Origin of the sequence: Rothia sp. HMSC062F03, from assembly GCF_001836905.1 — a bacterium.
GTDB lineage: Bacteria > Actinomycetota > Actinomycetes > Actinomycetales > Micrococcaceae > Rothia > Rothia mucilaginosa_A.
Genome location: NZ_KV830861.1, coordinates 386,122 through 411,108 on the forward strand (window position 1 = coordinate 386,122; position 24,987 = coordinate 411,108).

Here is a 24,987-nt window from a genome sequence, read left to right on the forward strand (position 1 = left end):
GCGGCGCTGGTGCTCGTACGGGGTGAGGAGACGGAGCGGCACATGAGCCAGGCAGAGACGAACCCGACGACTCCGGAACGTCGAGAGCACAACGGACGCTACGATCTGCACATCCACTCCGCCATCTCAGACGGCACCCAGAGCCTTGAAGAGCTGGTGCCGCTCATCGCCCAAACCGGGCTGGCCGGGTTCGCCCTGACCGACCACGACACCGCATCCGGGTGGGATAGGGCCTCCCGCCTGGCCGAGGAACACGGCCTGGACTTTCTGCCCGGCGCCGAGTTCTCCTGCCGCTACCACTACACCGAGGACCGCCCCCGCACGAAGACAATTCACCTGCTGGCCTACGGATTCGACCCGGTGCACTCCGAGCTTGCACACCGCGTGGAGCAGATTCGCCTCAGCCGCGAGGGCCGCGCCCGCGCCATCCTCGAGCGCCTGGCCGCCGACTACCCGCTGACCTGGGACGACGTGCTCGCGCAGGTGGGGGAGGGCAACGCCGCAGTGGGCCGACCGCACATCGCCGACGCGCTGGTCGCCGCCGGAATCGTGCGGGACCGCACCGAGGCCTTCAACCGCCTGCTCTACACGGGCAGCCCCTACTACGTGCCCCAGCAGGCCCTGGACCCGGTGGAGGCGGTGCGCCTGGTCCGCGAGGCCGGCGGCGTGCCGGTCATCGCGCACCCCATGAGCACGATGCGCGGGCCCGCCCTGAGCCTGGACTACCTGGGCAAGCTGGTGGATGCGGGCCTGGCCGGCGTGGAGGTGTACCACCGCGAGAACTCCGCGGAAGACCGGGCGCGCCTGCTGAAGTTTATTGAGGAGCGCCGCGCGGCGGGCACCGACCTGCTGGTGACCGGTTCGAGCGACTACCACGGCGCGGGCAAACCGAACCTGCTGGGCGAAAACACGACGGACGCGGCCACGGTGGCGCGCATCCGCGAACAAATCGCGTAGGGCGGCTGACGGGCCGCACCTATTCACGCCTATTCACGCCTATTCAACGAGCCCACGAAGGGGCGGGACGGAATCTCCTGAGATTCCGTCCCCCCCCTTCTCGCATACGGGTTGTGCCCCTGGCGGCGCGGCTAAACCGGCCTGAATTACCGGGCAGATCGAACGAGCTGAGCCGGCCCGAAAAGCAGAACCGGACGCGCGGTTACAGGCTCTCGCGGGAGGCCCGGTGCTGTAGCACCTCATCGGCCGTGGAGGCGGCCGCCTCCGCAGCCCTCGCCGCGCGAGCCTTCGCGCGCGCCTGGCGCTGACGCTGACGGCGCAGTTCGTTCCGCCCGTCGACGCGCATCTTCCGATCCACCGCATCCATTGACCAGTGACGCACGAACTTGCACGAGGCTCCCTCAACCGGGTGGGTCGTCTCGGTCAGCGTCTCCAGCACAGCCTTGAGCGCGTGGCGGCTCGCCGCCGTCAGCGCGTCTCGGCTCGTACCGCCGCGCACGCCCACCGTGCGCTTGGGGGTGAACAGCACGCTCGCCCCGCGGGGCACGCCGCGGTACGCCTCGAAAGACACCGGATCCACGTTCAAGCGCTTCGCCATGACCTCAATCGCCGGGGGATTCTGGTCCACGCACACGAACTTGCGGCCCAGCTGAGCCGCCGCCGCGCCCGTCGACCCCGAACCCGCGAAGAAATCCAGCACCCAATCGCCCGGGCGGGAGCTTGCCGCAATCATGCGGCGCAGCAGGCCGGTGGGCTTCTGCGTGGGGTAGCCGGTCTTCTCCTTGCCGGTCGGCGAGACAATCGTGTGCCACCACACGTCCGTGGGGAGCTTGCCGCGCGAGGCCTTCTCCTCGGTCACCAGGCCGGGAGCCATGTACGGTTCACGGTCCACCTCGGCGGTGTTGAAGTAGTAGCTGCGGTGATCCTTCGCGTACACGAGGATGTTGTCGTGCTTGGTCGGCCAGCGGCGCGTGGACTTCGCACCGTAGTCGTACGCCCAAATCAGCTCGTTAATGAAATTCTCACGCCCAAAAATCATGTCGCACATGATCTTCACGTAGTGCACTTCGCGCCAATCCAGGTGCAGGTACAGGGTGCCGTCCTGCGCGAGCAGGCGGTGCGCCTGCTCAATGCGCGGGGCCAGGAACGCCCAATAGTCCTCGAAGGAGTCGTTGTAGCTCGCCAGGGTTTGCAAGGTGCTCGAGTAGCTCTTGCCCTTGAACCCGGTGCGGTCGCCCTTCTCGGAGGCCTCCGAGCTCAGCGTGCGGCGCGTCTGCTTCTTGCCCGTGTTGAAGGGCGGGTCAATGTAGATGACCGTGAACGCGCCGTCGGGCAGCTCGCGCAGGTAGTGCAGGTTATCCGCCTGCACAATCAGGGAGGGGCCCTGCGGGTCGAACGTGCCCGAACGCAGGCTGGGCTGCGCGGAGGCGTCACCCGGCTCGGCGGGGGAGGGCACGGCGGGCGCCGGGGATGCTGAGATACCCAACCCTAGCCCTCAGCACCGGGGCGCTCGGCGCCGGAACGCTCGGAGGAACGGCGGCGGGTGCGGCGGCGCGGCTGACGCTCCGCGGACTTGCCCTCCACCGGCTGGCCCTCAACGCGGCGGGTGCGGCGACGCTGGCGGGGCGCACGCTCGGCGCGGGGTGCCTCGGACTCAGAACCCGAACGCTCGGAAGAGCGCTCAGAGCGGCGGCGGCCCTCGGAACGGCTACCCTTCTCGCCACCGCGGGAACGGCCACCGCGGCGGCCGCCCTTCTCACCGTCGCGGGAACGGCCACCGCGTCCACGGGAATCGCGGCGGGAACCGCGACCGTCACGGCTTTCGCGCTCCTCGCGGGCGTTGGCGAAGAACTCGTCGCCCATGCCCTCGGCCACGCGCTCCTCGCGGGGCAGGCGGCCCTTCGTACCGAGCGGAATGTTTAGGTCGTAGAAGAGATGCTCGGAGGAGGAGTAGGTCTCCACGGGGTCGGGCACGCCCAGCTCGAGGGCGTCGTTGATGACCTTCCAGCGGGGCAGGTCGTCCCAGTCCACCAGGGTGATGGCGGTACCCTCGTTGCCCGCGCGGCCGGTGCGGCCGGTGCGGTGCAGGTAGGTCTTCTCGTCCTCGGGCACGCGGTGGTTAATCACGTGGGTCACGTCGTCGACGTCGATACCGCGGGCGGCCACGTCGGTGGCGACCAGGATGTCGACCTTGCCGGTGCGGAACGCCTTCAGCGCCTGCTCGCGGGCCACCTGGTTCAGGTCGCCGTGCAGGGGAGCGGCCGCGAAGCCGCGGTTGACGAGCTCCTCGGCCACGCGGGCGGCATCGCGCTTGGTCTTGGTGAAGATGATGGTGCGGCCGCGGCCCGTGGCGCGCAGGATGCGGCCAATCATCTCGTCCTTGTCGAGGTGGTGGGCGCGGTAGACGACCTGGCGAATCGACGCCTTGGTCTTCGAAGCGTCCTCGGGGTCGGCGGCGCTAATGCGCATGGGCTTGGTCATGTACTGGCGCGCCATGGCAATCACGGGGCCGGGCATGGTGGCGGAGAACAGCATGCTTTGACGCTTCTCGGGCAGGTAGCTGAGAATCTTCTCCACGGAGGGCTGGAAACCCAGGTCCAGCATTTCGTCGGCCTCGTCGAGGACCACGATCTTGACCTGCTTGAGGTTCAGGAAGCCCTGCTTGTACAGGTCGATGATGCGGCCGGGGGTGCCCACGGCCACTTCCAGGCCGCGGCGCAGCAGCTCGGCCTGCGGCTCAATCGGCACGCCACCGTAGAGGGTGGCGACGCGGGCGTTGCGCAGCTTCGCGGCGATGGCCAGGTCGTCGCCCACCTGAATGGCGAGCTCGCGGGTGGGAACCAGAATCAGGGCCTGGGGTGCGCCGGGGTACTCCAGGTCGGCCCAACCCTCGTCGTCGCGGCCGACCACGCGCTGAATGGTGGGCAGACCGAAGCCGAGGGTCTTACCGGTACCGGTCTTGGCCTGGCCGATGATGTCCTGGCCAGACAGAGCCACGGGAAGAGTCAGCTCCTGGATGGGGAAGGGGGAGGTAATGCCAACCGCCGCGAGGGCGTCGCTAATGTCCTGGCGAACGCCGAAGTCGGCGAAGGACTTTGCAGTCTGAGTGGTTTCCTGCGTGTTCGTTTCAGTCACTGGACCGTATCTTTCTACCCCTGGTCGGGGTGTGTCGTCTCCCCGAAGGGGTAGGGGCCAGTGCCAGCGGGGCTGTGCAATGGCCGGTCGATATCGAAAGCCGGCCGCGGGAAATTCTAGTGCGGGAAATTCTTCCGAGAACGCCGCGCTCGAGCTGGTCCGGCGGGTGGGCCGGTGCGGTGTTGCGGGCTCGCCGCCCGGCGTAGGGGGTGCCGGGGTGCGGTGCCGCGCTGCGGCGTGATACTCGGGGTACAGGGTGGGTACGACCGGTCATTCACTTAACCCCTCAATATTAACCCGGATCGCTCCGGAACGCACCATCGGGAGGCTGTGGTGTACGCCCCTCGCGGCCGGTGCGGAGGCGTGCGGGAGGAATGCGGAAAGGGGCGAGGAACACTGCGAGAGGCCCCGCGGATGCGCAGCGCCCCGCCGCTCCGCGGGTGAATCGCGGAGCGGCGGGGCGTGCAGGGTACGATGCGGCGATTAGGCGCCGATGCCGAAGCCCACGTGGCGCTTGGCGTCGCTACCGAGTTCGACGTAGCTGATCTGGCCGCCGGGAATCAGGGTGGTGTTGCCCTTATCGTCCATGATTTCCAGGATCGAGCCGTCCTCGATGGCCTTGGTGACCTTCTCGGTGAGAATTTCCTTAGCCTCGCTGGTCTCGACAACGATTTCGCGGGTGTTGTGGCGAACGCCAATCTTGATTTCCATGGTTCTCCTTGCGGATACTTTCGGGGCTCGCCGCCGGCCAACCGCGGTCGGGGCGCGCCTCTGCTTCGTTCTGTCTCTACCCTCTACTCTAGCGCGCGAGTGCCCCGCGGTACGGCCCGCCGCGGGCACTTCGCCCCGGGCTGAGAGCGAGCTGGGCTGAGCATATGCCGGGTACAGCGGGCACGGAAAGGGCCCGGCGCGCATGTTCGCCGGGCCCAATACACAAGCTCTATCGCCTAGTCGTCAGCAACCTGAATACCGTACAGAACCTCCAGTGCGTGCACGTACTCGTCCGTGCGGCCCTGAGCCGCCAGCATCTTCGCGCGCACCGTCGGGGTGTGCAACAGGGACTTCACGGTGCGGCGCATCGCGATTTCCAGCTGCTCGGCGGCGGCACCGCATCCGAACTGGTTGCGGGCCTTCTCCAGCTCGGAGTCGAGCACCGCCATCGTGTGCGAGCGCAGGGCCACAATGGCCGAGTCAATCGTGCGGGCGCGCTGGCGTGACAGGAAGGTGGCCAGCTCGGACTCCACGATGCGCAGCGCGGTGGCCACGGCCTCCTCGGTCTCCTCGGGGGCGGCCAGGCGCACCGACTCGAGCGTAATCAGCTCGACGTTCGGCAGGTCGGCCACAGAGGGATCGAAGTCGCGCGAGAGGGCCAGGTCGAGGATCGTGTGGTGACCGGCGGGAATCTGCTCGGGCTGAAGCGGCGCGGAGCCGCCCGAGCAACCGATAATCAGGTCGGCCTCGGCCATGGCCTGCTCCATGCCGCCCTCGGGCACCGCGAAAACATCGCGCTTGGCGGCGAACTCGGGGGCGCGTCCGGAACGGGAGTTCACCCAGATGTCGGTGCAGCCGCGGTCGCGCAGGGCCGCAATCGTGGCGCCCGCGTAGGCGCCGGTGCCGAACACCAGGGCGCGGCGGGTGGGCCAATCCTTCTCGGTCACCTCGTCGGCCAAATCCAGGGCCACCGAGACGATGGAGCGTCCCTGCGAGCCCAGGAGGGTGTGCTGGCCGACCTGGCGGGCCGTGTGCGCGGCGTGTTCGAAGAGCTGAACCAGCTCGCCGGGCAGGGGGCGCTCATCCCGCTGTGCCTTCTCCTGAGCGGAGGCGAGGGCGCGGCGTACCTGGCCGGCAATCTCGCGCTCACCCACGACGGCGGACTCCAGGCCGGAGGCGACCGTCAGCAGGTGGCGGACGGCGTCCTCGCCCTCGTACAGGTCGAAGCTGCCGGAGACGAGCGCGGAATCCAGTCCGGACCGACCGGAGATGCTGGAGGTAATCATGTCGCGGATGGCGGGCAGGTGCGCGGCAATGGGGAGCTGGACGTACATCTCGAGGCGGTTGCAGGTGGCCAGGACCACCGAACCGGTCACGCCCAGCTGACGGGCGTCGTCGCTAGAGAGGACGTCGGGTATGCCAGAGGCACCGGCGCTCAGGGCGGCGACGGTGGTTAGATCTACTGTGTGGTGCGATGCCACAAATGCATAAGTACTCACTAGTGACTAATCATAACCGCCGGGGGTGACGGGCTGTAAAGCGCGCATAACCTAAGTGACTTCATGAAGTGTCATGTTGGCGGGGTGCGGATGAGGAATAACGGGGAGCAAGTACTTTCTAAGGGGTCCAAAAAATAGGCACGAGAGATAAGGAAAATAAACGCGGGTCGTCGCGGGTCATATGACCCAATGTATAAATAATCACTTCCGGGTGGCTCTCGGCGCACCAAACAGTGCCCTATAATCCTCCCACTAGGGGTTTTATGTATGGGTGGCCGCGAATAGCCTCGCCTCGCGCCCGCTGAATCGCGGGCCAGATAAGGTAAGCCTGACATGTAACATAGTGAACCATGGGGGAACCTAAGCGTGACAAAGTGTCATAAAAACCCCTAACAAAACCTGTCACACTAGACACTATGAGCGAAAACCAGCAGCACACACTTCCGGCCGAAAGCTCTGCACCCTCGCAGACCCTGCCCACGCACCCCACCGATGCACAGCGCCCCCTGCTTACCGACGAGCAGCTCGCGCACCTGCCCGCGCAGCACCCCCTGCGCGCCGGAACCGCCGCATCCTCGCCCATGCTCCAGGCCCTCACCGGCCGCCCCTCAAGCCACCGACCCGTCTGGTTCATGCGCCAGGCCGGCCGCTCCCTGCCCGAATACCGCCGGGTACGCGAGGGTATCCCCATGCTGGACGCATGTCTCACCCCCGAACTGGCCGCGGAAATCACCGTGCAGCCCGTCCGCCGCCACAAGGTCGACGCCGGCATCTTCTTCTCCGACATCGTCATCCCCATGAAGCTCGCGGGCGTCAACGTGGACATCGTGCCCGGTAAGGGCCCGGTCCTCGACCGCCCCGTGCGCACCCTCGAGGATGTGCGCGCCCTGCCCGAACTGACCGAAAGCGCCCTGGATCCCATCCGTGAGGCCATCGCCGCAACCGTCGAAATGCTCGGCGACACCCCGCTCATCGGCTTCGCCGGCGCACCCTTCACCGTCGCCGCCTACATGGTCGAGGGCGGCCCCTCCCGCGACCACCTGCGCCCGCGCACCATGATGCACGCCGACCCCGCCGCCTGGCACGAGCTGGCCGCCTGGGCCGCCCGCACCGCCGGCCAGTTCCTGCGCGCGCAGATTGAGGCGGGTGCCTCCGCCGTGCAGCTCTTCGACTCGTGGGCGGGCTCCCTCGGCGAGGGCGACTACCGCCGCTACGTGCAGCAGCACTCCGCCGAGACCCTGGACGCCGTGCGCGAGTACGGCGTGCCGCGCATCCACTTCGGCACCGGCACTGCCGCGCTGCTGCCCGCGATGCACGAGGCCGGCGCGGACGTCATCGGTGTGGACTACCGCCTGCCGCTCTCCGCCGCAAACACCCTGCTCAACGGCGCGGTGCCCCTGCAGGGCAACATCGACCCTGCCCTGCTCGCCGCGGGCCCCGAAAGCCTCTACGCGCACGTGGACAAAGTCCTCGCCGAAGGCTCCGCCGCCCCTTCGCACGTGGTCAACCTCGGCCACGGCGTACCCCCGACCACCGACCCGCAGGTACTGACCGACCTGGTTCGCTACATTCACGAGAAGACGGCGAACTAGGGCGACGAACTCGCGGGGCCGGCGTAGAATCGGCACCGTGGGAACCCACGACCACCGGCCACCAGCTGACAGACAAAGGAGAAAACCATGGGGAATCACGATAACCAGGCGCACCGATACACCGCGCAGGGACAGTCCTCCACCGCACGTCTGGCGGCACGAGCGGCTCACCGCGCCAACGACAAGGCGCCCACCGCCATCGTTATCGGCGGCGGCCCCTCCGGCCTGATCGCGGCCCGCCGCCTCGCCGCGGCCGGCCTGCGCGTGACCCTGCTCGAGCAGCGTCCCCACCTCGGCGGTGCCGTGGGCGCGCACGAAGTCGGCGGCCTACTGCTGGACTCCGGCGCCGAATCCTTCGCAACCCGCAGCCCCATCGTGCGCGAACTCGTCGAGGAGCTCGGCCTGGGCGATCAGATCGTCACCCCCAATTCCTACGGTTCCTGGCTGTACCTGCCGCAGGGAGCCTGCCGCACCCCCAGCACCGGCATTATGGGTATTCCCGGCAACGTGAGCGATAAGTCGCTGATTCCCGTCATCGGTAAGAGCGGCCTGCGCCGCGCCCAGCTGGACCGCCTCCTGCCCGCCTCCGTGGGCGAGAAGGCGAAGACCCTGGGCGAGCTCGTGCGCCTGCGCATGGGCCAGAAGGTGCTCGATAACCTGGTCGCACCCGTGGTCTCGGGCGTGTACTCCACCCACCCCGACAAGCTCGACGTGGACGCCACCATCCCCGGCCTGCGCGCGGCCCTGCGCAAGCACGGCTCCCTCTCGGCAGCCGCGGCCGCTTTCCGTTCGGCGGCCCCCGCCGGCTCGCAGGTTGCGGGCATCGTGGGCGGCATGAACCAGCTCTCCGAGCGTCTCGTGGAGGAACTCTACGAGGCCGGCGTGCGCATCGTGACCAACTTTGACGTCATCGCCGTGGACCGCGACGAATCCACCGGCCAATGGTTCATCATCCAGCGCCACACCACTGACGGCGAGAACACGCCCCTCTACGCCGACTACCTGGTGCTCGCCACCGACGGCCCGACCGTGGCCCGACTCATCGGCCCGCACGTCTCCACCGCGCTGCCCGCCGTGGAACCCGGCCCCGAGGTCGCCCTCGTGACCCTCGTCGTAGATGCGCCGGCCCTCAACCAGCACCCCCGCGGCACCGGCCTGCTCGTCTCGGAACAGGCCACCGCCGTGCGCGCCAAGGCCCTGACCCACGCGACCGCCAAGTGGCAGTGGGTGGCCGACGAGGCCGGCCCGGACCGCCACGTGGTGCGCCTGTCCTACGGCCGAGGCGGCGAGGACTCCCGCTTCTCCGAGGTCGCCCTGGCTGACGAGCAGCTCATCACCCTGGCCCTGCGTGACGCAACCCGCATGACGGACGTGCCGCTCACCCACAACAATCTGGTGGATGCGGACGTCGTGCGTTGGCGCGGTGTTCTGCCCGCCTCCACGCCGGGTCACCGTAAGCGCGTGCAGGAGTTCCGCGAGCGCGCCAGCGAACTGGGCACGCTCAGCACCGTCGGATCCTGGGCCGCAGGCTCGGGCCTCGTGGCCACGGTGCGCGACACCTACGAGCAGATGGACCGCCTCATCACCCACGCCGCCCAGAACTGGGAGGGCGTAAAGGCCCCCGAACCCAAGCAGGATGCGGCGCCCGCCCCCGGCACCAAGCCCAAGGGCGCGTAGCATCCCTCAAAGACTTCCCACGCCTGTGGGATGCCTCCTACCGCTTCGGGCGGGAAGAGCGCAGAATATTCACTAATCAACCGGTGCGCGGCTACGGAAGCCTCGCACCACGAACAGCGGGTTACCGCTGAGGAAAGGAAGAGAAGAACCATGTCTCACCCCCACGCAGCACAGGGCGGCCACGGCCACGGCGGTTACACCCACCCCGGCCAGGGTTACGGTGGCGCACCCAAGGGCTACGCTGTTCAGCACTCCGCAGCTGACGAGAACCGCCGCGGCCGCGAAGAGGGCGAAACCCTGCACTACGCCCTGTACACCGTGTTCGCACGCTCTGGCGCACGCCCGGCAGAGGCTAACACCGACGAGGCTCGTGCCGAATTCGAGAAGGTTGTTGAGCAGCTGGCCGCCGAGGGTGTGACCCTGCGCGGCATCTACGACGTCTCCGCAATGCGCGACAACGCCGACGTCATGATTTGGACCCACGGCCAGAACCCCGAAAAGCTGCAGGCAGCAGTCCGCAAGATTCGCCGCACCGCACTGTTCTCCGGCACCACCATCGTCTGGTCCACCATGGGCGTTCACCGCGAGGCTGAGTTCACCCGCAACCACGCGCCCGCCTACGCCCGCGGCAAGGCCCCCGAGGCTTGGGTCTGCGTGTACCCCTTCGTGCGCTCCTACGACTGGTACTACATGAACCCCGAGCGTCGCGCCGAGATGCTGAAGAACCACGGCATGAAGGCCATCGACTTCCCGCAGGTTCTGGCCAACACCGTCGCATCGTTCGGCCTGAACGACTACGAGTGGGTTCTGGCTCTCGAAGCACCTGTGCTGGTTGACCTGGTCGACCTGATGCGCCACTTCCGCAACACCGAGGCTCGCCTGCACGTTCGCGAGGACACCCCCTTCTACACCGGTCGCCGCATCGGTGCCGACGAAGTAGCAGAGGTTCTGGCGTGAGCCAACAGCCTCACGGCGCTACCCGCGGATGCGGTTGCTCCCACCCCGGTTCGTCCAGCGCGGTAGAGGCCGCCGCCGAGAACACCTCGGCTGCGTCCTCCGCCACCGGCGTGGCCGGGGTGGCGGCGCGTCCCGCGCGTTTCGCCCCCGCACACACAAACCCCTCGGGCGAGGGCACCCTGAACGGCTCCCTCCTGCCCGATGACGTCATTCCTAACCGCACCGACCCCGCCAACACGGCCTCCAACGGCCCGGCGCGGCTGACCGAGCAGACCCTGGGGGAGTACCGCAGCGAGCGGACCATCATCCGCGTTCGCGCCGAGGAACCCCGACCCTACGACCTGGTGATTCTCTCCTCCTTCGGCGGCCCCGAGGGCCAGGAGGACGTCATCCCCTTCCTGCGCAATGTGACCGCCGGCCGCGGCATCCCGGACGAGCGCCTCGAGGAGGTCGCCACCCACTACCGCGCCAACGGCGGTGTCTCGCCGATTAACGAGCAGAACCGCGCCCTGCTCGCCGCGCTGCAGCAGGCGCTGGCCGAGCGCGGCCCGCACATCCCGATTACCTGGGCGAACCGCAACTGGAAGCCCTACGTGAAGGACGTGCTTGCCGAAGCCTACGAGAACGGCCACCGCAACGTGCTGGTGCTGGCCACCAGCGCCTACCCGGGTTACTCGAGCTGCCGCCAGTACCGTGAGGACTACGGTATCGCGCTGCAGCAGCTCGGCCTGGAGGGCCGCATGCACGTGGGTAAGATCCGCCAGTTCTTTGACGTGCCCGGCTTCTCCCGCGCCTTCGCTGACGGCCTGAAGGACGGTCTGGCAACGGTGCGTGAGCAGCTTGCCGCACGCGATAGCGGTTCGCTGAACCCGCGCCTGCGCATCATGTTCTGCACCCACTCGGTGCCCACCTCTGCCGCGAACGAGGCAGGCCCGCGCGGTGTGAACTACGAGGGCGGCTCCGCCTACGTGGAGAAGCACCTGCAGGTCGCCCGCGCCGTGCTTTCGCTTGTGCGCGATGAGGCTCCGCAGCTTCTGCAGAACGTCGAATGGGAGCTGGTGTACCAGTCCCGCTCCGGCCCGCCGTCCATGCCCTGGCTGGAACCGGACGTCAACGACGCCCTGGAGGCACTGCCCACCCCCGCCAACCCCGGCGAGGACGGCGAGGCCCCCGTGGAGGGCGTCGTGCTGGTGCCCCTCGGCTTCGTCTCCGACCACATGGAGGTGAAGTGGGACCTCGACACCGAGGCTCTGGACACCTGTGAGCGCCTGGGCGTGGTGGCCGTGCGCACCCCGACCCCCGGTACGCATCCGGCGTACGTGGAGTCGCTGCGCCGCCTCATTGAGGAGCGCGTGGAGAACGGCGTTCCCGCCGACCTGCGCCCCGGCCGCGAGAGCGTGTGCGCCCCGAGCGCGAGCGGCCAGTACGGCTGGTTCGACGAGTGCGAGCCGGGCTGCTGCAAGCCGGGTCGTGGCGCGGAGAAACCCGTCGTCGCCGAATATTGCACCGGATGCACCGACCGGTCCGAAGAGGACTAGAGCAGGAGAGAAATGAGCCACAGCGAGTATATTCTGGGCACCCGAGGCTCCGCGCTCGCGCTCACCCAGAGCCGTCTGGCGGCCGAATCCGTCACCGAGCTCTACGCCAAGCATCAGCCGGGCGGTGAGCCCGCCGAAAGCGTGAGCTTTGAGCTGCGCACCGTCAAGACCGAGGGCGACGTGCTCACCGGCCCGCTGGCCACCCTGGGCGGCACCGGCGTGTTCGCCGCCGCCCTGCGCCAGCGCCTGCTGGACGGGGCTGACGCCCCCGCCGAGCAGCGCGTGGACATGGCCGTTCATTCCCTGAAGGACCTGCCCTCCGCGCCCTGCCCCGGCCTGGTCGTCGCCGCAACCCTCAAGCGTGAGGACCCGCGCGACGCCCTCGTGGCCCGCGACGGCCTCACCGTCGACACCCTGCCGGAGGGCTCCCGCGTGGGCACCGGCTCGCCGCGCCGAGCCGCCCAGCTGCGGGCCCTGCGACCCGACCTCGAGATCGTGGATATCCGCGGTAACGTGGGCACCCGCATCGGCCGCGTGAAGGGCCTCGAGGAGCACTCCGGCAAGCAGGTCGTCCTTCGCCAGAATGCCGAGACCGACGAGCACGCCGACCGCGGTGTGGGCACCGAACGCCTTGGCGATTGCGACGCCGTGGTGCTGGCCGTCTCCGGCCTCAAGCGCCTGGGCAAGGAACACCTGATTACCGAGTACCTGGACCCCAGCCGCATGCTGCCGGCCCCCGGCCAGGGCGCCCTGGCCCTGGAGGTGCGCGAGAACGAGTTCGGCAACCCCGATCCGGCCGTGCTCGACGACGCCGAGCTGGCCCGGCCGACCCGCTCCCTGGGCCGCGCGCTGATTGCCGCGAACCACTACGAGACGCGCCTGGCCGTCAGCGCCGAGCGCGCCCTGCTGCGCCGCCTGGAGGCCGGATGCGCCGCCCCCATCGGCGCTTTCGCCGAGATCGTTGAGGGCGACCTGGTGCTCAGCGCGGTGGTGGCCTCCCCGGACGGCACCGACCTGCTGCGTCACACCTCCGCGACCTCCGAGCTGGATGTGCCCGGCGCCGAGCGTCTGGGCGTGCGCGTGGCCGAGGACCTGCTGCAGATGGGTGCCGCCGCCCTGGCCGGTCTGGACGTCAAGTAGCCATGGACGAGGAGCAACGCCCCGCCGAACGGGGTGCCACGGTTCTGCTGACCCGCTCGGCGGCCCAGGGCGCGGCCTTCGCGCGCGCCCTCGCCGAGGAGTGGGAGGCTGAGCGGGCCGCTAAACCGTCCGCCCGCGAAAGCACCAGCGAAGAGACCCGTGAAGGTGACAACGGGGAGGGCCCGCGGGACCCTTCGCAGGACCGCCTGCGGAACACCGCGGCCCCTCGCGTGCTCTTCGCGCCCCTGCAGCAGGCACGCACCGTGCCCGCCACCGAGGAGTTGCGCGGTATTCCCGCGCTCCTGGAATCCGGGGTCTACGCCTGGGTGAGCTTCACGAGCGCACACACGGTGCGCGCCTGCGCCGAGCTCTGGGGTGAGGACTTCGCCCGCGCGGTTCACTCCGGGGGAGCGCGCATCGCCTGCGTGGGTGCGGCAACCGCCCGCGCCGTGCGCGCCCAGCTCGGACTGGACGCGGATTTTCAGCCGAGCGTTCAGAGCGCCGCCGGCATGCTCGCGGAGCTCGAAGGACCCGCGGCCGGGGCTGTCTCAACCGATTCAGCCGCGGCCGGGCCTGATTCAACCAAGCCCGCGGCCGTGCTGGTTCTGGAGGGCTCCAACGCCCGCCCGACCCTGCGCGAGGGCCTCAAAAACCTGGGCTGGTCGGTGACCGCGCGCGTGCTCTACGACATGGTGCCAGCCGAGCGGGTGGAGCCCGGCGAGCTGAGCCTCAGTGCCGCCCGCGCCCTCCTGCAGGGCGCAGACGCCCCCAACCCGGACGTAATCGTGGCGACCGCGCCCTCCCGCCTGCACGCCCTGCTCGACGGCGCGCCCGCGCTAGAGCCCGAATCCGTGCCGCCGGTGGTGGCGATTGGGGCGACCACCGCATCCGCCTGCCGCGCCCTCAACCTGCGCCACGTGCAGGCCGATTCACCCTCCCCGAGGGATTTGGCGCGCGCCGCCGTATCCCTCATGTAGGCGCATCCCTCATGCAGGTTCCCCACAGCTAAGACCACATATTTCTATCGAAGTTTTCAGGAGAGATCATGAACCTCACCCGCCGTCCCCGCCGCCTGCGCACCACCGCAGCCATGCGCTCCCTCGTCGCCGAGACCACCCTGCGCCCCTCGCAGTTGATTCAGGTGTTCTTCGTGCGCGACGGCATTGACGAGAAGCAGCCGATTCGCTCCATGCCCGGCCAGTACCAGCACACCCTGGAGAGCATCATCCCCGCCGTGCGCGAGGCCTACGAAGCGGGCATCCGCTGCCTCGACCTGTTTGGTATTCCCCGCGACGAGGATAAGGACGAGATCGGCTCGACCGCATGGGACCCGCAGGGCATCCTGAACCGCGCGATTGCCGTGTGCCGCGAGGAGTTCGGCGACGACCTGGTGGTCATGGCCGACACCTGCCTGGACGAGTTCACGAGCCACGGCCACTGCGGTGTGCTGGTCGATGACGGCCACGGCACGCTCGTGGTGGATAATGACGAGACCGTGGAGCTGTACTGCAAGATGGCGGTTTCGCAGGCCCGCGCGGGTGCGCACACCGTCTCGCCCTCGGGCATGATGGACGGCCAGATTGCGGCCATGCGCGCCGCCCTGGATGAGGCCGGCTTCGAGGACGTGTCGATTATGGCGTATTCGGCGAAGTACGCTTCGGCGTTCTTCGGCCCGTTCCGTGACGCTGTGGAGTCGACGTTCAAGGGCGACCGTAAGACCTACCAGCAGGACCCGGCCAACCGCCGCGAGTCGCTGCTGGAGGTGCGCGCCGACCTGGAGGAGGGCGCCGACATGGTCATGGTGAAGCCCGCCGGCAGCTACCTGGATATTGTGCGCGAGGTGGCGGAATTTTCGCCGGTGCCCGTGGCCGCCTACCAGGTGTCGGGCGAGTACGCGATGATTGAGGCCGCCGCCGCGAACGGCTGGATTAACCGCAAGGCCGTGGTGCTGGAGTCGCTGCGTTCGATTCACCGCGCCGGTGCGGACGTTATCCTGACCTACTACGGTACTGAGGCGGCCCGCTGGCTCCGCGAGCTGGACGCCTAAATCCCTCCCTCTTTGAACGCTGAGAAGCCACATGCTGTGTGAACAGCATGTGGCTTCTTTAGTGTTATACGGGCTATCGGTTTACTTGTACTGCGCCTTCTGGAAGGACGCACGGCGCGCCGCCTCCTCCGCGTGCTTACCCGCGGGGATGTGACCCAGGGTCGTGCAAATCGCGCGGCCGTCCAGGAAGTACCCGGCCAGCTTCTCGCGGTCGGCGGGGGAGTCGAGCCGAGCCCAGTCTCCCTGCTCCAGCTTGAACGCGAGCTGCGCAATCAGGCAGTCAATATTCGGGTCCTTCAGCGGGAAGGTGCGCTTGCTACCGTTGGGGAGCATCACCTCCACCTTCCACTGCGCGGGATCCTTCGCGTCCGTCTTAATCGCGTCCGGGTTGTTCGGGAGCACCCGGAACGCCCGGAGCGTCGAGTACTCGCGGGTCTTCGCCGGCAGCAGCACGCGGCCGGTCACGAAGGAATCGGGGTTGAACAGAATATAGCTGCGTACCTGCGCCCACGCCGTTAGGAGCGAGATTACCGCGCCGATTCCCAGGAGCATCGAGGTGTGGCCAACGTAGGGGAGGGCGATATCCTCCATCTCGAGCCCCGAGAGCGAGTACAGGAAGTACAGCAGGGCCTGAGCCGCCAGGAACTGCAGAATCCAGAACCCAACGCGGTCCAGACGAATCGGGCCGATGCCGGGAACCGCACCCTTCACGCGGAACGGCGCGCTCAGCCGACCCAGGGTCGCGGAGTAGATGCGGGGCATGCCCAGCGTGCGCTCATCGGCGCTGAAGCCGCGGGCCGTACGCCAGCTGCGGCGGCCCCAGCGGGCACCCGCGTACACCATGAGGAACGGCAGGATTAGCGCCGGTAGCAGGATGCCGTCGTAGGCGATATCCCAGTACAGCGTAAAGATGGACACCATCACGACCCACGCCCACGCGTACATCAGCACGTGCAACCAACCGCCCACGATGCTACTGCCGGGGATGCTCTCCAGCTGCTTCTTTGCCCGCTTCGTCACCGAGCCTTTCTGGGCAGAAGAGAGCGGCAAACCGCTCGCGGCCATATCCTCGAGGCGGATTCTCGCGGCCTCAACGGGATCCCCCTTGACCGCCACGAAAAGCTCCCGCGCCTTGGCGGCGGGAATATTCACCGGGTAGGCAATATCCACCAGCAGGCAGGCGAAGGTGTACGCCATGAAGGCGATCAGCCAGACGTCACGCACCGGCTCCAGGGGAATTCCCAGGGCAGACAAATCCATGGGTTTCTCCTCTCTCTATTCGCTCGCGTCTAGGCGGATGCGGCAGCAGCTGCGGCGGCCGGCAGGGCCGAGATGATACGGTCCATGGCCTCATCATTGTGGGCGGCAGAAACGAACCAGGCCTCGAACGCGCTCGGCGGCAGGTACACGCCGGACTCCAGCATCGAGTGGAAGAACGCGGTGTAACGGTCGGTGGCCGAGGCCTTGACGTCCGCGTAGTTGTGCACGCCCTTCTCGGAGGTGCCGAACGCCACCGAGAAGAGGTTGCCGGCGTTCTGGATGGAGTGGTCCACACCCGCGGCGGTGAACGCCTCGGTCAGGGCCCGGCGCAGCTGGGCGCTGCGGGCGTCCAGGGTCTTGTAGACCTCTTCGTCGGCCAGGGTCAGGGTCTCAATACCGGCAGCCACCGACAGCGGGTTACCCGAGAGGGTGCCGGCCTGGTAGACCGGGCCGACCGGGGCCAGGTACTCCATGATGCGGCGCTTACCGGCCAGGGCCGCGATGGGCATGCCACCGCCGATAACCTTGCCGAAGGTGAAGATATCGGGAACCCAGCCGCCGTCCTCGGGGGCGGCGTAACCCCAGTAACCTGCCGAGGAGACGCGGAAACCGGTCAGCACCTCGTCAAAGATGACGAGCGCGCCGTTGGCGTGGGCAATCTCGTGCAGGCCGCGGTTGAAGCCGGGCTCGGGGGCGACCACGCCCATGTTGCAGGGGGCCGCCTCGGTGATGACGGCGGCAATCTGACCCTCGTGGGTTTCGAAGGCCTCGCGCACGGCGTCCAGGTCGTTGTAGGGCAGCACGATGGTCTCGGCGGCGGTCGCGGCGGTCACGCCGGCAGAACCGGGTAGCGCCAGGGTTGCCACGCCCGAACCGGCCTCGGAGAGCAGCGCATCCACGTGGCCGTGGTAGCAGCCGGCAAACTTAATGATCTTGTCGCGGCCGGTCACGCCTCGGGCCAGGCGAATCGCGGTCATGGTCGCCTCGGTACCCGTGGACACCATGCGCACCTGCTCAATCGCGCCGGGAATCGCGGCGTTAATGCGGTTGATGACCAGCTCGGCCAGCTCCGCCTCGGGGGCGCTCGCCGCACCGAAGGACAGGCCGCGCGCGGCGGCCTGCTGAACGGCCTCCACGACCTGCGGGTGCGCGTGGCCCAGAATCGACGGGCCCCAGGAGCAGACCAGGTCAACGTATTCGTTGCCGTCCGCGTCGTACAGGTAGGGGCCCTTAGCCTTCGCCGCAAACGCAGGAGTGCCGCCCACGGAGTTGAAGGCGCGCACCGGGGAATTCACGCCGCCGGGAATCACCGCGCGGGAACGCTCGAATAGCTTCTCGCTGGCTTCGTGGTGTAGCGGGTGGGTGGGGGAGGGAGTCATCGTATCGGTGCCTTTCAAACGAGACGGCGAATTCAAGAATTACAGGGGACGAGGCGTGCCGGGCGGCAGAGCCCTCGCGCCGCTAACGTCCCGTACCCTAACCATCATAGGTGCTTCAGGTAAACCGCAGGTGACGAGCGTCTGAACGTACCGAAAGGTGACGACAAAACACTCCGGACGGGCGGGGTAACGGGCTGGGAAACGGAGGGGGAACGCGGCGGATTAGCGCAGGTGGCGGTCGGTATCCAGGCGGTTCAGCACCTGCGTGTCCTGATCGAACAGCCAGTTCTTATCGAATAGCAGACGCACGAAGGCCAGGCCCATACCCAGCGCCATGAAGATGAGCAGGGACTGCACGAAACCGGTTGCCGCCGAGTACATGTCACCGCTGGCAAAATGCGACATGGAACGGTAGAACGGGACACCCGGAACCATCGTCACCACGGCCGGAACCGACAGAGAAATACGGGTGTACTTGCGCTGGTGCAGCGGGGCCACAACCTCGGCCAGGATGCCCACACCAAACACGGCAATCGTCGCGGCCATATGCGCGGGCATGCCCGCCTCCACCATGTGAATACGGACGGGGTTCGCTACCGCAGCAATCACGCCACCCCACACGCAGGCCACCGGCGAGGCGGCGAAGAGCATCGCGAAGCCGGCCGCCGCAACACCCGAGGAGATAATCTGCAGGAGCAGATACAGGGTCGGGTCCAGATTCAGAGGGGCCGGAGAAGCCAATGGCAGGTGGAAGAGCGAACCCAAAACCCACACCGCAAAAGACGCGCTGAGCAGCAGCAAACCCACGTAGGTCAGACGCGAAATACCCGCGAGGAAGTCCATGCGGGAAATGTCGAGCATACCCGTCACCATGGGGAAGCCCGGCACCAGGAACAGCACCGAAGAAATAAAACCAACCATGTGGTTCGGGCTAACCAGACCCGCCGCAACCAGCACATTGACAACCGCAATGTACAGGCCGGCCGCCAGGAAGCCGCACGCCATCCACGTTGCCAAATGGCTCACCCCGCGCTTGAGAAGGGTCGAACGCAAAAACTGACCGGCACCGGCGGCGAGGAACACGACCGAGCACTCCACCAGGCCGCCGCGGTTCAGGAACGCGAACCCGGCACAGGCCACCGCCGACGCCAGCGCCAGCATCCAGCGGGTGTACAGCGGCTTGGCCGAATCGATGCGGTCCAGCTCGGCGTTCGCCTCCGCCGGGGTGATGCGTTCGGGCAGTTCGGAGATGAACTTGCCCAGCTGATCGATCTTGTGGGCGTTAATGCCCATCGTGCGCTGCTCGGCCACTTCGGTGCGGAAGTTACCCTCGGTGTACGAGGAGGTGGAAATCTCGGTGAAGGTCACCTGCGCGTGGTGCTCCTTCAGACCCACGGCCTTCGCCAGGCGCGCCATGGACGCCTTAATGCGGTACGCGCTCGCACCCGACTTCATCAGGATGCGGCCCAGTCGGAGCACCACCTGGGATTGGGCGACCAGGTGCTCGTGGGCGAGGCGGCTCGACCCGAGGTAGATGCTTCGGGTGTTCGTGTCGTAGTACTGTTCTGCGGAATCTGAGGGGTTGCTGGGCTGATGATCCATTAAAAACTCCGTGGCGCGCCGTCGTATGTGTAGTGGGCTGGGGTTCGTGTACGTCCCTCACTAGGATAGGCGAGATACCACGGCGGCGGTAGCGGCGGGGCGCCCCTTACCGGCGGACGGGCCAGCGGCCGTCGATGACCTCGGATTCCTTGCCCGGCTGCGTGCGCAACCACGCCTGAAAGTTCGCCGCCTGCTCCGCTGCCCACTGAATCTGCTGCTCGTGCAGCTGGTGGGCGTCTACGTTGAGGATCTCGGGGAACTGCTCGGTGAGCTTGACGAGCAGGCGCTCGGCGGCCAGGGCATCATCGGCGGAGGTGTGCGCGTTCTCTAGGGAGACACCGTACTCGGCGGCCAGCACCTCGAGGGTGCGCTTGCCTCGCTTGCGGGGGACGACGTGCTTATGCAGAACGTACGGGTCGAGCACCGCGCCGGGCGGCAGCTCACCGTTCGCGATGCCGTAGCGCAGCATCTCGTGGTGGAGCACCGAGAAGTCGTAGGCGGCGTTGAACGCGATGATGGGCACGCCGTCAAGGTTGAGCGCGCCGATTGCGCCGGCAAGCTCCCACACGACCTCGCGGGCGGGCCGGCCGTGCTCACGCGCGTACTCGGTGGTGATGCCGTGCACGGCGGCGGCACCGGCGGGAATCTCGACGCCGGGGTCCGCCAGCCATTCGCCGCGGCGCACCACGTTGCCCTGAGCGTCTAGCAGGATCAGGGAAGCAGTCACGATGCGGGCGGTGGTGACGTCCACACCGGTGGTTTCAAGGTCAAAAGTGGCGCGCAGGCCGTTCATCCAGGTCATGCTATAAGACTAACCCAGCAAAGAAGGAGGCGCGCGCCGGTTCGTTACTAGGGTTTGCAAGGTGACTTGGAACAGGTGCGGTGGTCGGGAAGGGGAAATGATATGTGCGGGGGAGAAGGACACCAAGAACACACTAATAAGGACAGCGGGGAACACGAAAGACTTAAAATCTAGTTTTTATATATAGACTGATAGATTTTGAGATATTTTAGTAACCTCAATATTCGAAAGTATGTGCAGCTTGGTAGTTATATTTTCGAATATATTAGTGTATAGTGGTGGGCATGGAATTTAAGCTAGGTGAACTTTTCTGTGGCCCTGGTGGCCTTGCTATTGGAGCAACTCGTGCTTCTATCTCTGACCCCAACTGGAAGATTGTTCACCAGTGGGCGACCGACTACGACGAAGATACGTGCAACACTTACCGCCAAAATATCTGCCCGGATCGCCCCGAGTCTGTAGTGCATGCTGATATTCGAGAGCTTGACTACTCTGTGCTAAAAGAACTGGGCGATATTGATGGTCTAGCCTTCGGCTTCCCTTGCAATGATTTTTCCACCGTGGGGGAGCAGAAGGGACTGGATGGCACCTACGGTCCGCTTTACACCTACGGCGCAAAGGCTTTGGAAATGTTCCAGCCTCTGTGGTTCCTGGCCGAGAATGTCGGCGGACTCCGTAGTGCTAACGAGGGTAAAGCCTTTAACCAGATTCTCGAAACCTTTGAGAAGGCGGGCTACAAGCTTGTAACCAACCTATACAAGTTTGAAGAATATGGCGTTCCTCAAGCACGTCACCGAATTATCATCGTGGGTATTCGTAACGACCAGGATGTAGAGTTCAAGGTTCCTTCTACCGAGCCTTATCGCAACCACGATGTATCGGCTCGTACTGCCCTGGAGAATCCTCCTATCACTTCCGATATGACCGGTACTGAACTAACTAAGCAGTCAAAGGTTGTGCAGGAACGTTTGTCTTATATCAAGCCGGGGCAGAACGCTTTTACTGCGGATATTCCTGAGCATCTTCAGCTAAAGGTTAAGGGCGCAAAAATTTCCCAGATTTACAAGCGTCTTCACCCTGAAAAGCCTGCTTATACCGTAACCGGTTCTGGCGGCGGTGGTACTCACATGTATCACTGGGAAGAGAACCGTGCGCTCACTAACCGTGAGCGTGCACGTTTGCAGACTTTCCCTGACAACTACAACTTTGCAGGTAGTAAAGAGTCTGTTCGCAAGCAGATAGGCATGGCGGTTCCTGCCGAAGGAGCCCGTGTTATATTTGAAGCGATTTTGAGGACGTTTAAGGGCGAAGAATACCCTAGTCAAGAAGCATCCTACTAATCGAAGAAACTGCAAAGGAGTAGTTTGTATGGCTCGTAATACGTGGTGGGTTACCCGCCCCAAGCGTAGTCTGCCGCCCGTTCCCCGCTGTCTGATGGCAATTGCTCTTGAAGCAGAGGGCAAAGTCTGGAAAACGACTGATAAGACAACGGAACTGACCATCGAAAAGAACCTGGAGCTTGCCGGTCTTAAAGCGAAGGGAAAGCGTCGAGATCAGACTGGTGGCGGGGCCCGCACGTATCGAGCCTGGCTGAAAAGTCTCGGCCTTGTCTTTATGGATGAGGGCGGAAAGTTCTGGTTAACGGACGCTGGAGAAGCACTGGTAAAGCAGGAAATGCCTCCTCTTACGGTGCTCAAGAAGCAGGTTTTGGATTATCAATTCCCCAGCGCCTTTACCTATAAAGGGCAGTCTGCTGTCGATTCACGATTCAAAGTTCGCCCTTTCGTCTTCCTCCTGCAGCTTCTTCTGGACGAGCGTCTTGAAGGCTACCTGAATGAGAAGGAAGAAATCGGGAAAATCGTCATCGTACATGGCGTATCGAATAAGCAGTCGTGTGTGGATGACGTCGTATCTCGTATCCTTGAACACCGTCGTATCGGTGACGAATCTCTGGAAGAGAACTATGTAGAGCTCTATACCACTCCTAGGGCTGCTCCTCTTCTCGAGAAGATTTTCGCGAATCACGGAGACATCGCGAATACCTGTGGTAACTGGCTGGGGTACACCCAGCTTATTGAACGTTATAAGGGCACCTGGACGATTGCTTCGGGTGCTGAGGATGAAGCACGGGGGCTCGTCGAGGAGTACTCATCGAAAGCGCTGGTCGCTAAGCCTAACGATGAGGAATACTTCCAGCGTAAGTATGGTTTGCGCCCCGGTAAGTTCAAAGACACTCGACGTCTTGAGGGGACCGGTAGCGTTTCTTCGAAGAAGATTGAGGAGAAGAACGTTCTTCTGGTCGCCGAAAAATACGTGGCTGAGCGTCTTATCAATCGTGTGGATACCCAGCTCGTTGCTGATATTGCGGCGGAGACAGGCGTTTCTGCGGTGGAAACCGAACGTATTCTCTCCGCTAAGTATCCGAACGGCCTTGTCGATTCCTTCCTTTCTGAGTACGTACAGATGGCCTTTGAATCACGCGATAGGGCTACTGAATTTGAGAAGGCAACAACTTCAATTTTTGCCGACATCTTTGGGCTCTACGCAGAGCATATCGGTCAGAAGGGCATCGTCCCGGACGTGGTTGTCGCCTCTCGTGAAGAGGGCTGGTCTGGCATCTTGGATAGCAAAGCATATGCCAAGGGATACAGTATCGGACATGACCACCGTAACCGTATGGTCGAGTACATCGAACGGTACCCGAAGTATGGCCCTGAATTTGCGACGCTCGCGTTCTTCTCGTACGTGGTTTCAGACTACAAGAATTCGGTGACGCCTCAGATTCGTACTATCTCTGAGAAATCCGGTGTCCCCGGGTCGGTGATTACTGCGCGAGATATTGTGCGTATGGTGGAACGTCATCAGAAGAAGCCGTACACCCACTCGGAGATTCGCGAAATTTTCTCGCTGAATCGTGCAATTACGTTTGAAGATATTGAATAGAAGATTAATTTCTTCTTATAAAGATTTTGTGTGAAAGGGAATATTTTATGGATCATAATATGTGGTGGTTTACCCGTCCCAAGCGTAGTTTGCTATCTACCCCTCAAGCTTTGAGGGAATTCGCTCTTTTGTATGAGGGGCGCACCTGGGGTTCTCAGGGGCGGGAGGGTGAGCTTTCCTTTGAAGAAAATCTTGAACGCGCAGGAATTAAGGGAGAAGGGTCTCGGTTTGACCGAACGGGTGGAGGGGCTCGTACATACCGCACTTGGCTTAGATGCCTTGGGCTTTTTTATCAAGATAAAGACGAAGTATGTTATCTGACGGATGCTGGGGAGGCACTAGTTAAAAATGATATGCCTCCTTTTGATATTATTAAAAAACAGGTTGTGGAAAATCAGTTCCCCAGCGCTTTCTCCTATGAAGGACCTTCTTCAGTTGATAGTCGTTTTGCGGTGCGTCCTTTTATTTTTATTCTTCAGCTTCTGCTGGATGAGCGTCTTGAGAAATATCTTAATGAAAAAGATGAAATTGCAAAGGTTGTCATTGAGCATGGAATCTCTAATGGGCAAACTTGTGTAGATAATGTTGTGTCGCGCATCCTTGAATACCGACGTATTGGTGATGAATCACTAGAGAATAACTTTATTGATTTATATAGACTTCCTAATGCCAGATCAGAGGCTACCATGGCTAATGTCGTTAAGGGACTTAGGAATATTGTTAATACCTGCGCTAACTGGTTGGAATATACCCAGCTTATTGAACGGAAAAACGGTAACTGGTCTATTGCTGCTGGTATGGAGGAAGAAGCTCGAGAACTGGTAGAGAAATATAAGGATAAACCACTACTGGACCAGCCTGATAACGAGGAGTATTTTCAGGGGCGATATGGTTTGCGTCCAGGAAAGACCAGGTACACCTCTCGTCGTGGCAAGAAGGGTCGTGTATCCCCAGAAGATATTAGGGAACGACTTGTGCTCTTGTGCGCTGAGGAATATGCAAAGACATGTTATATCGAGAGGGTAGATGAGCAACTCGTTACTACTATTTCAGAAAAATCTGGAGTGCCCTTCAAGGATACGGAGCGGATTCTTTCAGGAAAGTATCCGCATGGATTTAAGGACCGATTTCTCCAGGAGTATATTGAGTTGTCACGCAGTGGGCGTGATAAGGCTACCGAATTTGAGAAGGCAACTTCTTCAATTTTTGCCGATGTTTTTGGGCTCCGTGCTGAGCATATCGGGCAGAAGGGTATCGTGCCTGACATCGTTGTAGCTTCCCGTGGTGAAAAATGGGCGGGAATTTTGGATACCAAATCCTACAAGAAAAAATATAGTATTAGCAATGATCATAAAAATCGCATGCTTGAATATATTGAACGTTACTCGGAATATGGGTTGGAATTTGCCAATCTTTCATTTTTTGCATACGTAGTCTCGGACTATGGAAAAAATATAAATTCTCAACTAGAGAATATTTCGAATAGATCTGGTCTTTTGGGGTCTGTTATTACGGCTCGGTATTTAGCTCGTATGGTGGAACGGCATCAGAAGAACCCATATTCGCATGAAGAAATTCGCAAAATTTTCTCTGTGAACCGCGCTATTACTTTAAAAGACATTGACTAGTTAGGGCTGAGGCTCACCCGCAAGTTTTGATATTTGACTTGTGGGTGAGCTTTTTACATTACTCAACACCTTCATCCCCAGAGGCGGCTAGGGAGGTTTGTCTGCGGGCCCCGAATGACC

Annotated in this window: 19 protein-coding genes; 11 read left to right on the top strand and 8 right to left on the bottom strand. The window is 63.9% G+C overall.

All coding sequences use genetic code 11. The features are described 5' to 3' along the window. Positions 1–42 precede the first annotated feature (42 nt). Positions 43–957 (top strand): PHP domain-containing protein, encoded by a 915-nt coding sequence (locus HMPREF2674_RS01680; RefSeq protein ID WP_070824636.1) that lies wholly within the window; start codon positions 43–45, stop codon positions 955–957. Between the two features lie 202 nt (positions 958–1,159). Here HMPREF2674_RS01680 and HMPREF2674_RS09645 read toward each other — a convergent pair whose 3' ends face one another. From HMPREF2674_RS09645 to HMPREF2674_RS01700, 4 genes are all read right to left on the bottom strand, one after another. Beyond that, entirely contained in the window at positions 1,160–2,443 is a 1,284-nt protein-coding gene (locus tag HMPREF2674_RS09645) for a DNA-methyltransferase (protein WP_070824637.1), read from the bottom strand. A gap of 2 nt (positions 2,444–2,445) precedes the next feature. Further along, positions 2,446–4,092, bottom strand: a complete 1,647-nt coding sequence (locus HMPREF2674_RS01690; protein WP_070824638.1) for a DEAD/DEAH box helicase — start codon at positions 4,090–4,092, stop codon at positions 2,446–2,448. A 483-nt stretch (positions 4,093–4,575) separates the two neighbouring features. Then, entirely contained in the window at positions 4,576–4,803 is a 228-nt protein-coding gene (locus tag HMPREF2674_RS01695; RefSeq protein ID WP_049332104.1) for a DUF3107 domain-containing protein, read from the bottom strand. Positions 4,804–5,039: 236 nt separating this feature from the next. Next, a complete protein-coding gene (locus tag HMPREF2674_RS01700; protein WP_070824639.1) occupies positions 5,040–6,302 on the bottom strand; it encodes a glutamyl-tRNA reductase in 1,263 nt (420 codons plus the stop codon). A gap of 416 nt (positions 6,303–6,718) precedes the next feature. On the opposite strand from HMPREF2674_RS01700, the gene hemE reads away from it, so the two are divergent. The 7 genes from hemE (at position 6,719) to hemB (ending at position 15,253) form a co-directional block, all read left to right on the top strand. Then, entirely contained in the window at positions 6,719–7,894 is a 1,176-nt protein-coding gene (gene hemE / locus HMPREF2674_RS01705; protein ID WP_070824640.1) for a uroporphyrinogen decarboxylase, read from the top strand. Positions 7,895–7,981: 87 nt separating this feature from the next. Further along, positions 7,982–9,571, top strand: a complete 1,590-nt coding sequence (gene hemG, locus HMPREF2674_RS01710) for a protoporphyrinogen oxidase (RefSeq protein WP_070824641.1) — start codon at positions 7,982–7,984, stop codon at positions 9,569–9,571. 150 nt (positions 9,572–9,721) lie between these two features. Further along, positions 9,722–10,528 carry a hydrogen peroxide-dependent heme synthase gene (gene hemQ / locus HMPREF2674_RS01715; RefSeq protein WP_070824642.1) on the top strand — a complete coding sequence of 269 codons (807 nt, stop codon included), beginning with the start codon at positions 9,722–9,724 and terminating at the stop codon, positions 10,526–10,528. Between the two features lie 209 nt (positions 10,529–10,737). Continuing rightward, entirely contained in the window at positions 10,738–12,066 is a 1,329-nt protein-coding gene (locus HMPREF2674_RS01720; RefSeq protein WP_210400117.1) for a ferrochelatase, read from the top strand. 12 nt (positions 12,067–12,078) lie between these two features. Continuing rightward, positions 12,079–13,206, top strand: a complete 1,128-nt coding sequence (locus tag HMPREF2674_RS01725; RefSeq protein WP_070824643.1) for a hydroxymethylbilane synthase — start codon at positions 12,079–12,081, stop codon at positions 13,204–13,206. Positions 13,207–13,208: 2 nt separating this feature from the next. Beyond that, a complete protein-coding gene (locus HMPREF2674_RS01730) occupies positions 13,209–14,183 on the top strand; it encodes a uroporphyrinogen-III synthase (RefSeq protein WP_070824644.1) in 975 nt (324 codons plus the stop codon). A gap of 68 nt (positions 14,184–14,251) precedes the next feature. Next, positions 14,252–15,253, top strand: coding sequence for a porphobilinogen synthase (hemB, locus tag HMPREF2674_RS01735; RefSeq protein WP_070824645.1), 1,002 nt, complete (start codon positions 14,252–14,254; stop codon positions 15,251–15,253). Positions 15,254–15,334: 81 nt separating this feature from the next. Here hemB and HMPREF2674_RS01740 read toward each other — a convergent pair whose 3' ends face one another. The 4 genes from HMPREF2674_RS01740 to HMPREF2674_RS01755 all read right to left on the bottom strand — a co-directional run bounded on the left by HMPREF2674_RS01740 (position 15,335) and on the right by HMPREF2674_RS01755 (position 20,296). Continuing rightward, entirely contained in the window at positions 15,335–16,513 is a 1,179-nt protein-coding gene (locus HMPREF2674_RS01740; protein WP_070483788.1) for a sugar dehydrogenase, read from the bottom strand. A gap of 29 nt (positions 16,514–16,542) precedes the next feature. Beyond that, the gene (gene hemL / locus HMPREF2674_RS01745; RefSeq protein WP_049346674.1) at positions 16,543–17,892 is read right to left on the bottom strand and encodes a glutamate-1-semialdehyde 2,1-aminomutase; all 1,350 of its coding nucleotides are present in this window, start codon (positions 17,890–17,892) and stop codon (positions 16,543–16,545) included. A gap of 222 nt (positions 17,893–18,114) precedes the next feature. Next, positions 18,115–19,494 (bottom strand): threonine/serine exporter family protein, encoded by a 1,380-nt coding sequence (locus tag HMPREF2674_RS01750; protein WP_070824646.1) that lies wholly within the window; start codon positions 19,492–19,494, stop codon positions 18,115–18,117. A gap of 106 nt (positions 19,495–19,600) precedes the next feature. After that, positions 19,601–20,296, bottom strand: a complete 696-nt coding sequence (locus HMPREF2674_RS01755; protein WP_070824647.1) for a 3'-5' exonuclease — start codon at positions 20,294–20,296, stop codon at positions 19,601–19,603. A gap of 284 nt (positions 20,297–20,580) precedes the next feature. Here HMPREF2674_RS01755 and HMPREF2674_RS01760 point away from each other — a divergent pair, with 284 nt between their 5' ends. From HMPREF2674_RS01760 to HMPREF2674_RS09060, 3 genes are read left to right on the top strand one after another with little or no spacing between them, the layout of a single operon-like run. Then, entirely contained in the window at positions 20,581–21,636 is a 1,056-nt protein-coding gene (locus tag HMPREF2674_RS01760; RefSeq protein WP_070824648.1) for a DNA cytosine methyltransferase, read from the top strand. A gap of 28 nt (positions 21,637–21,664) precedes the next feature. Next, positions 21,665–23,239 carry a PDDEXK family nuclease gene (locus HMPREF2674_RS01765; RefSeq protein ID WP_070824649.1) on the top strand — a complete coding sequence of 525 codons (1,575 nt, stop codon included), beginning with the start codon at positions 21,665–21,667 and terminating at the stop codon, positions 23,237–23,239. A gap of 47 nt (positions 23,240–23,286) precedes the next feature. Then, positions 23,287–24,867, top strand: coding sequence for a PDDEXK family nuclease (locus tag HMPREF2674_RS09060; protein ID WP_084824410.1), 1,581 nt, complete (start codon positions 23,287–23,289; stop codon positions 24,865–24,867). The last annotated feature ends 120 nt before the right edge of the window (positions 24,868–24,987 follow it).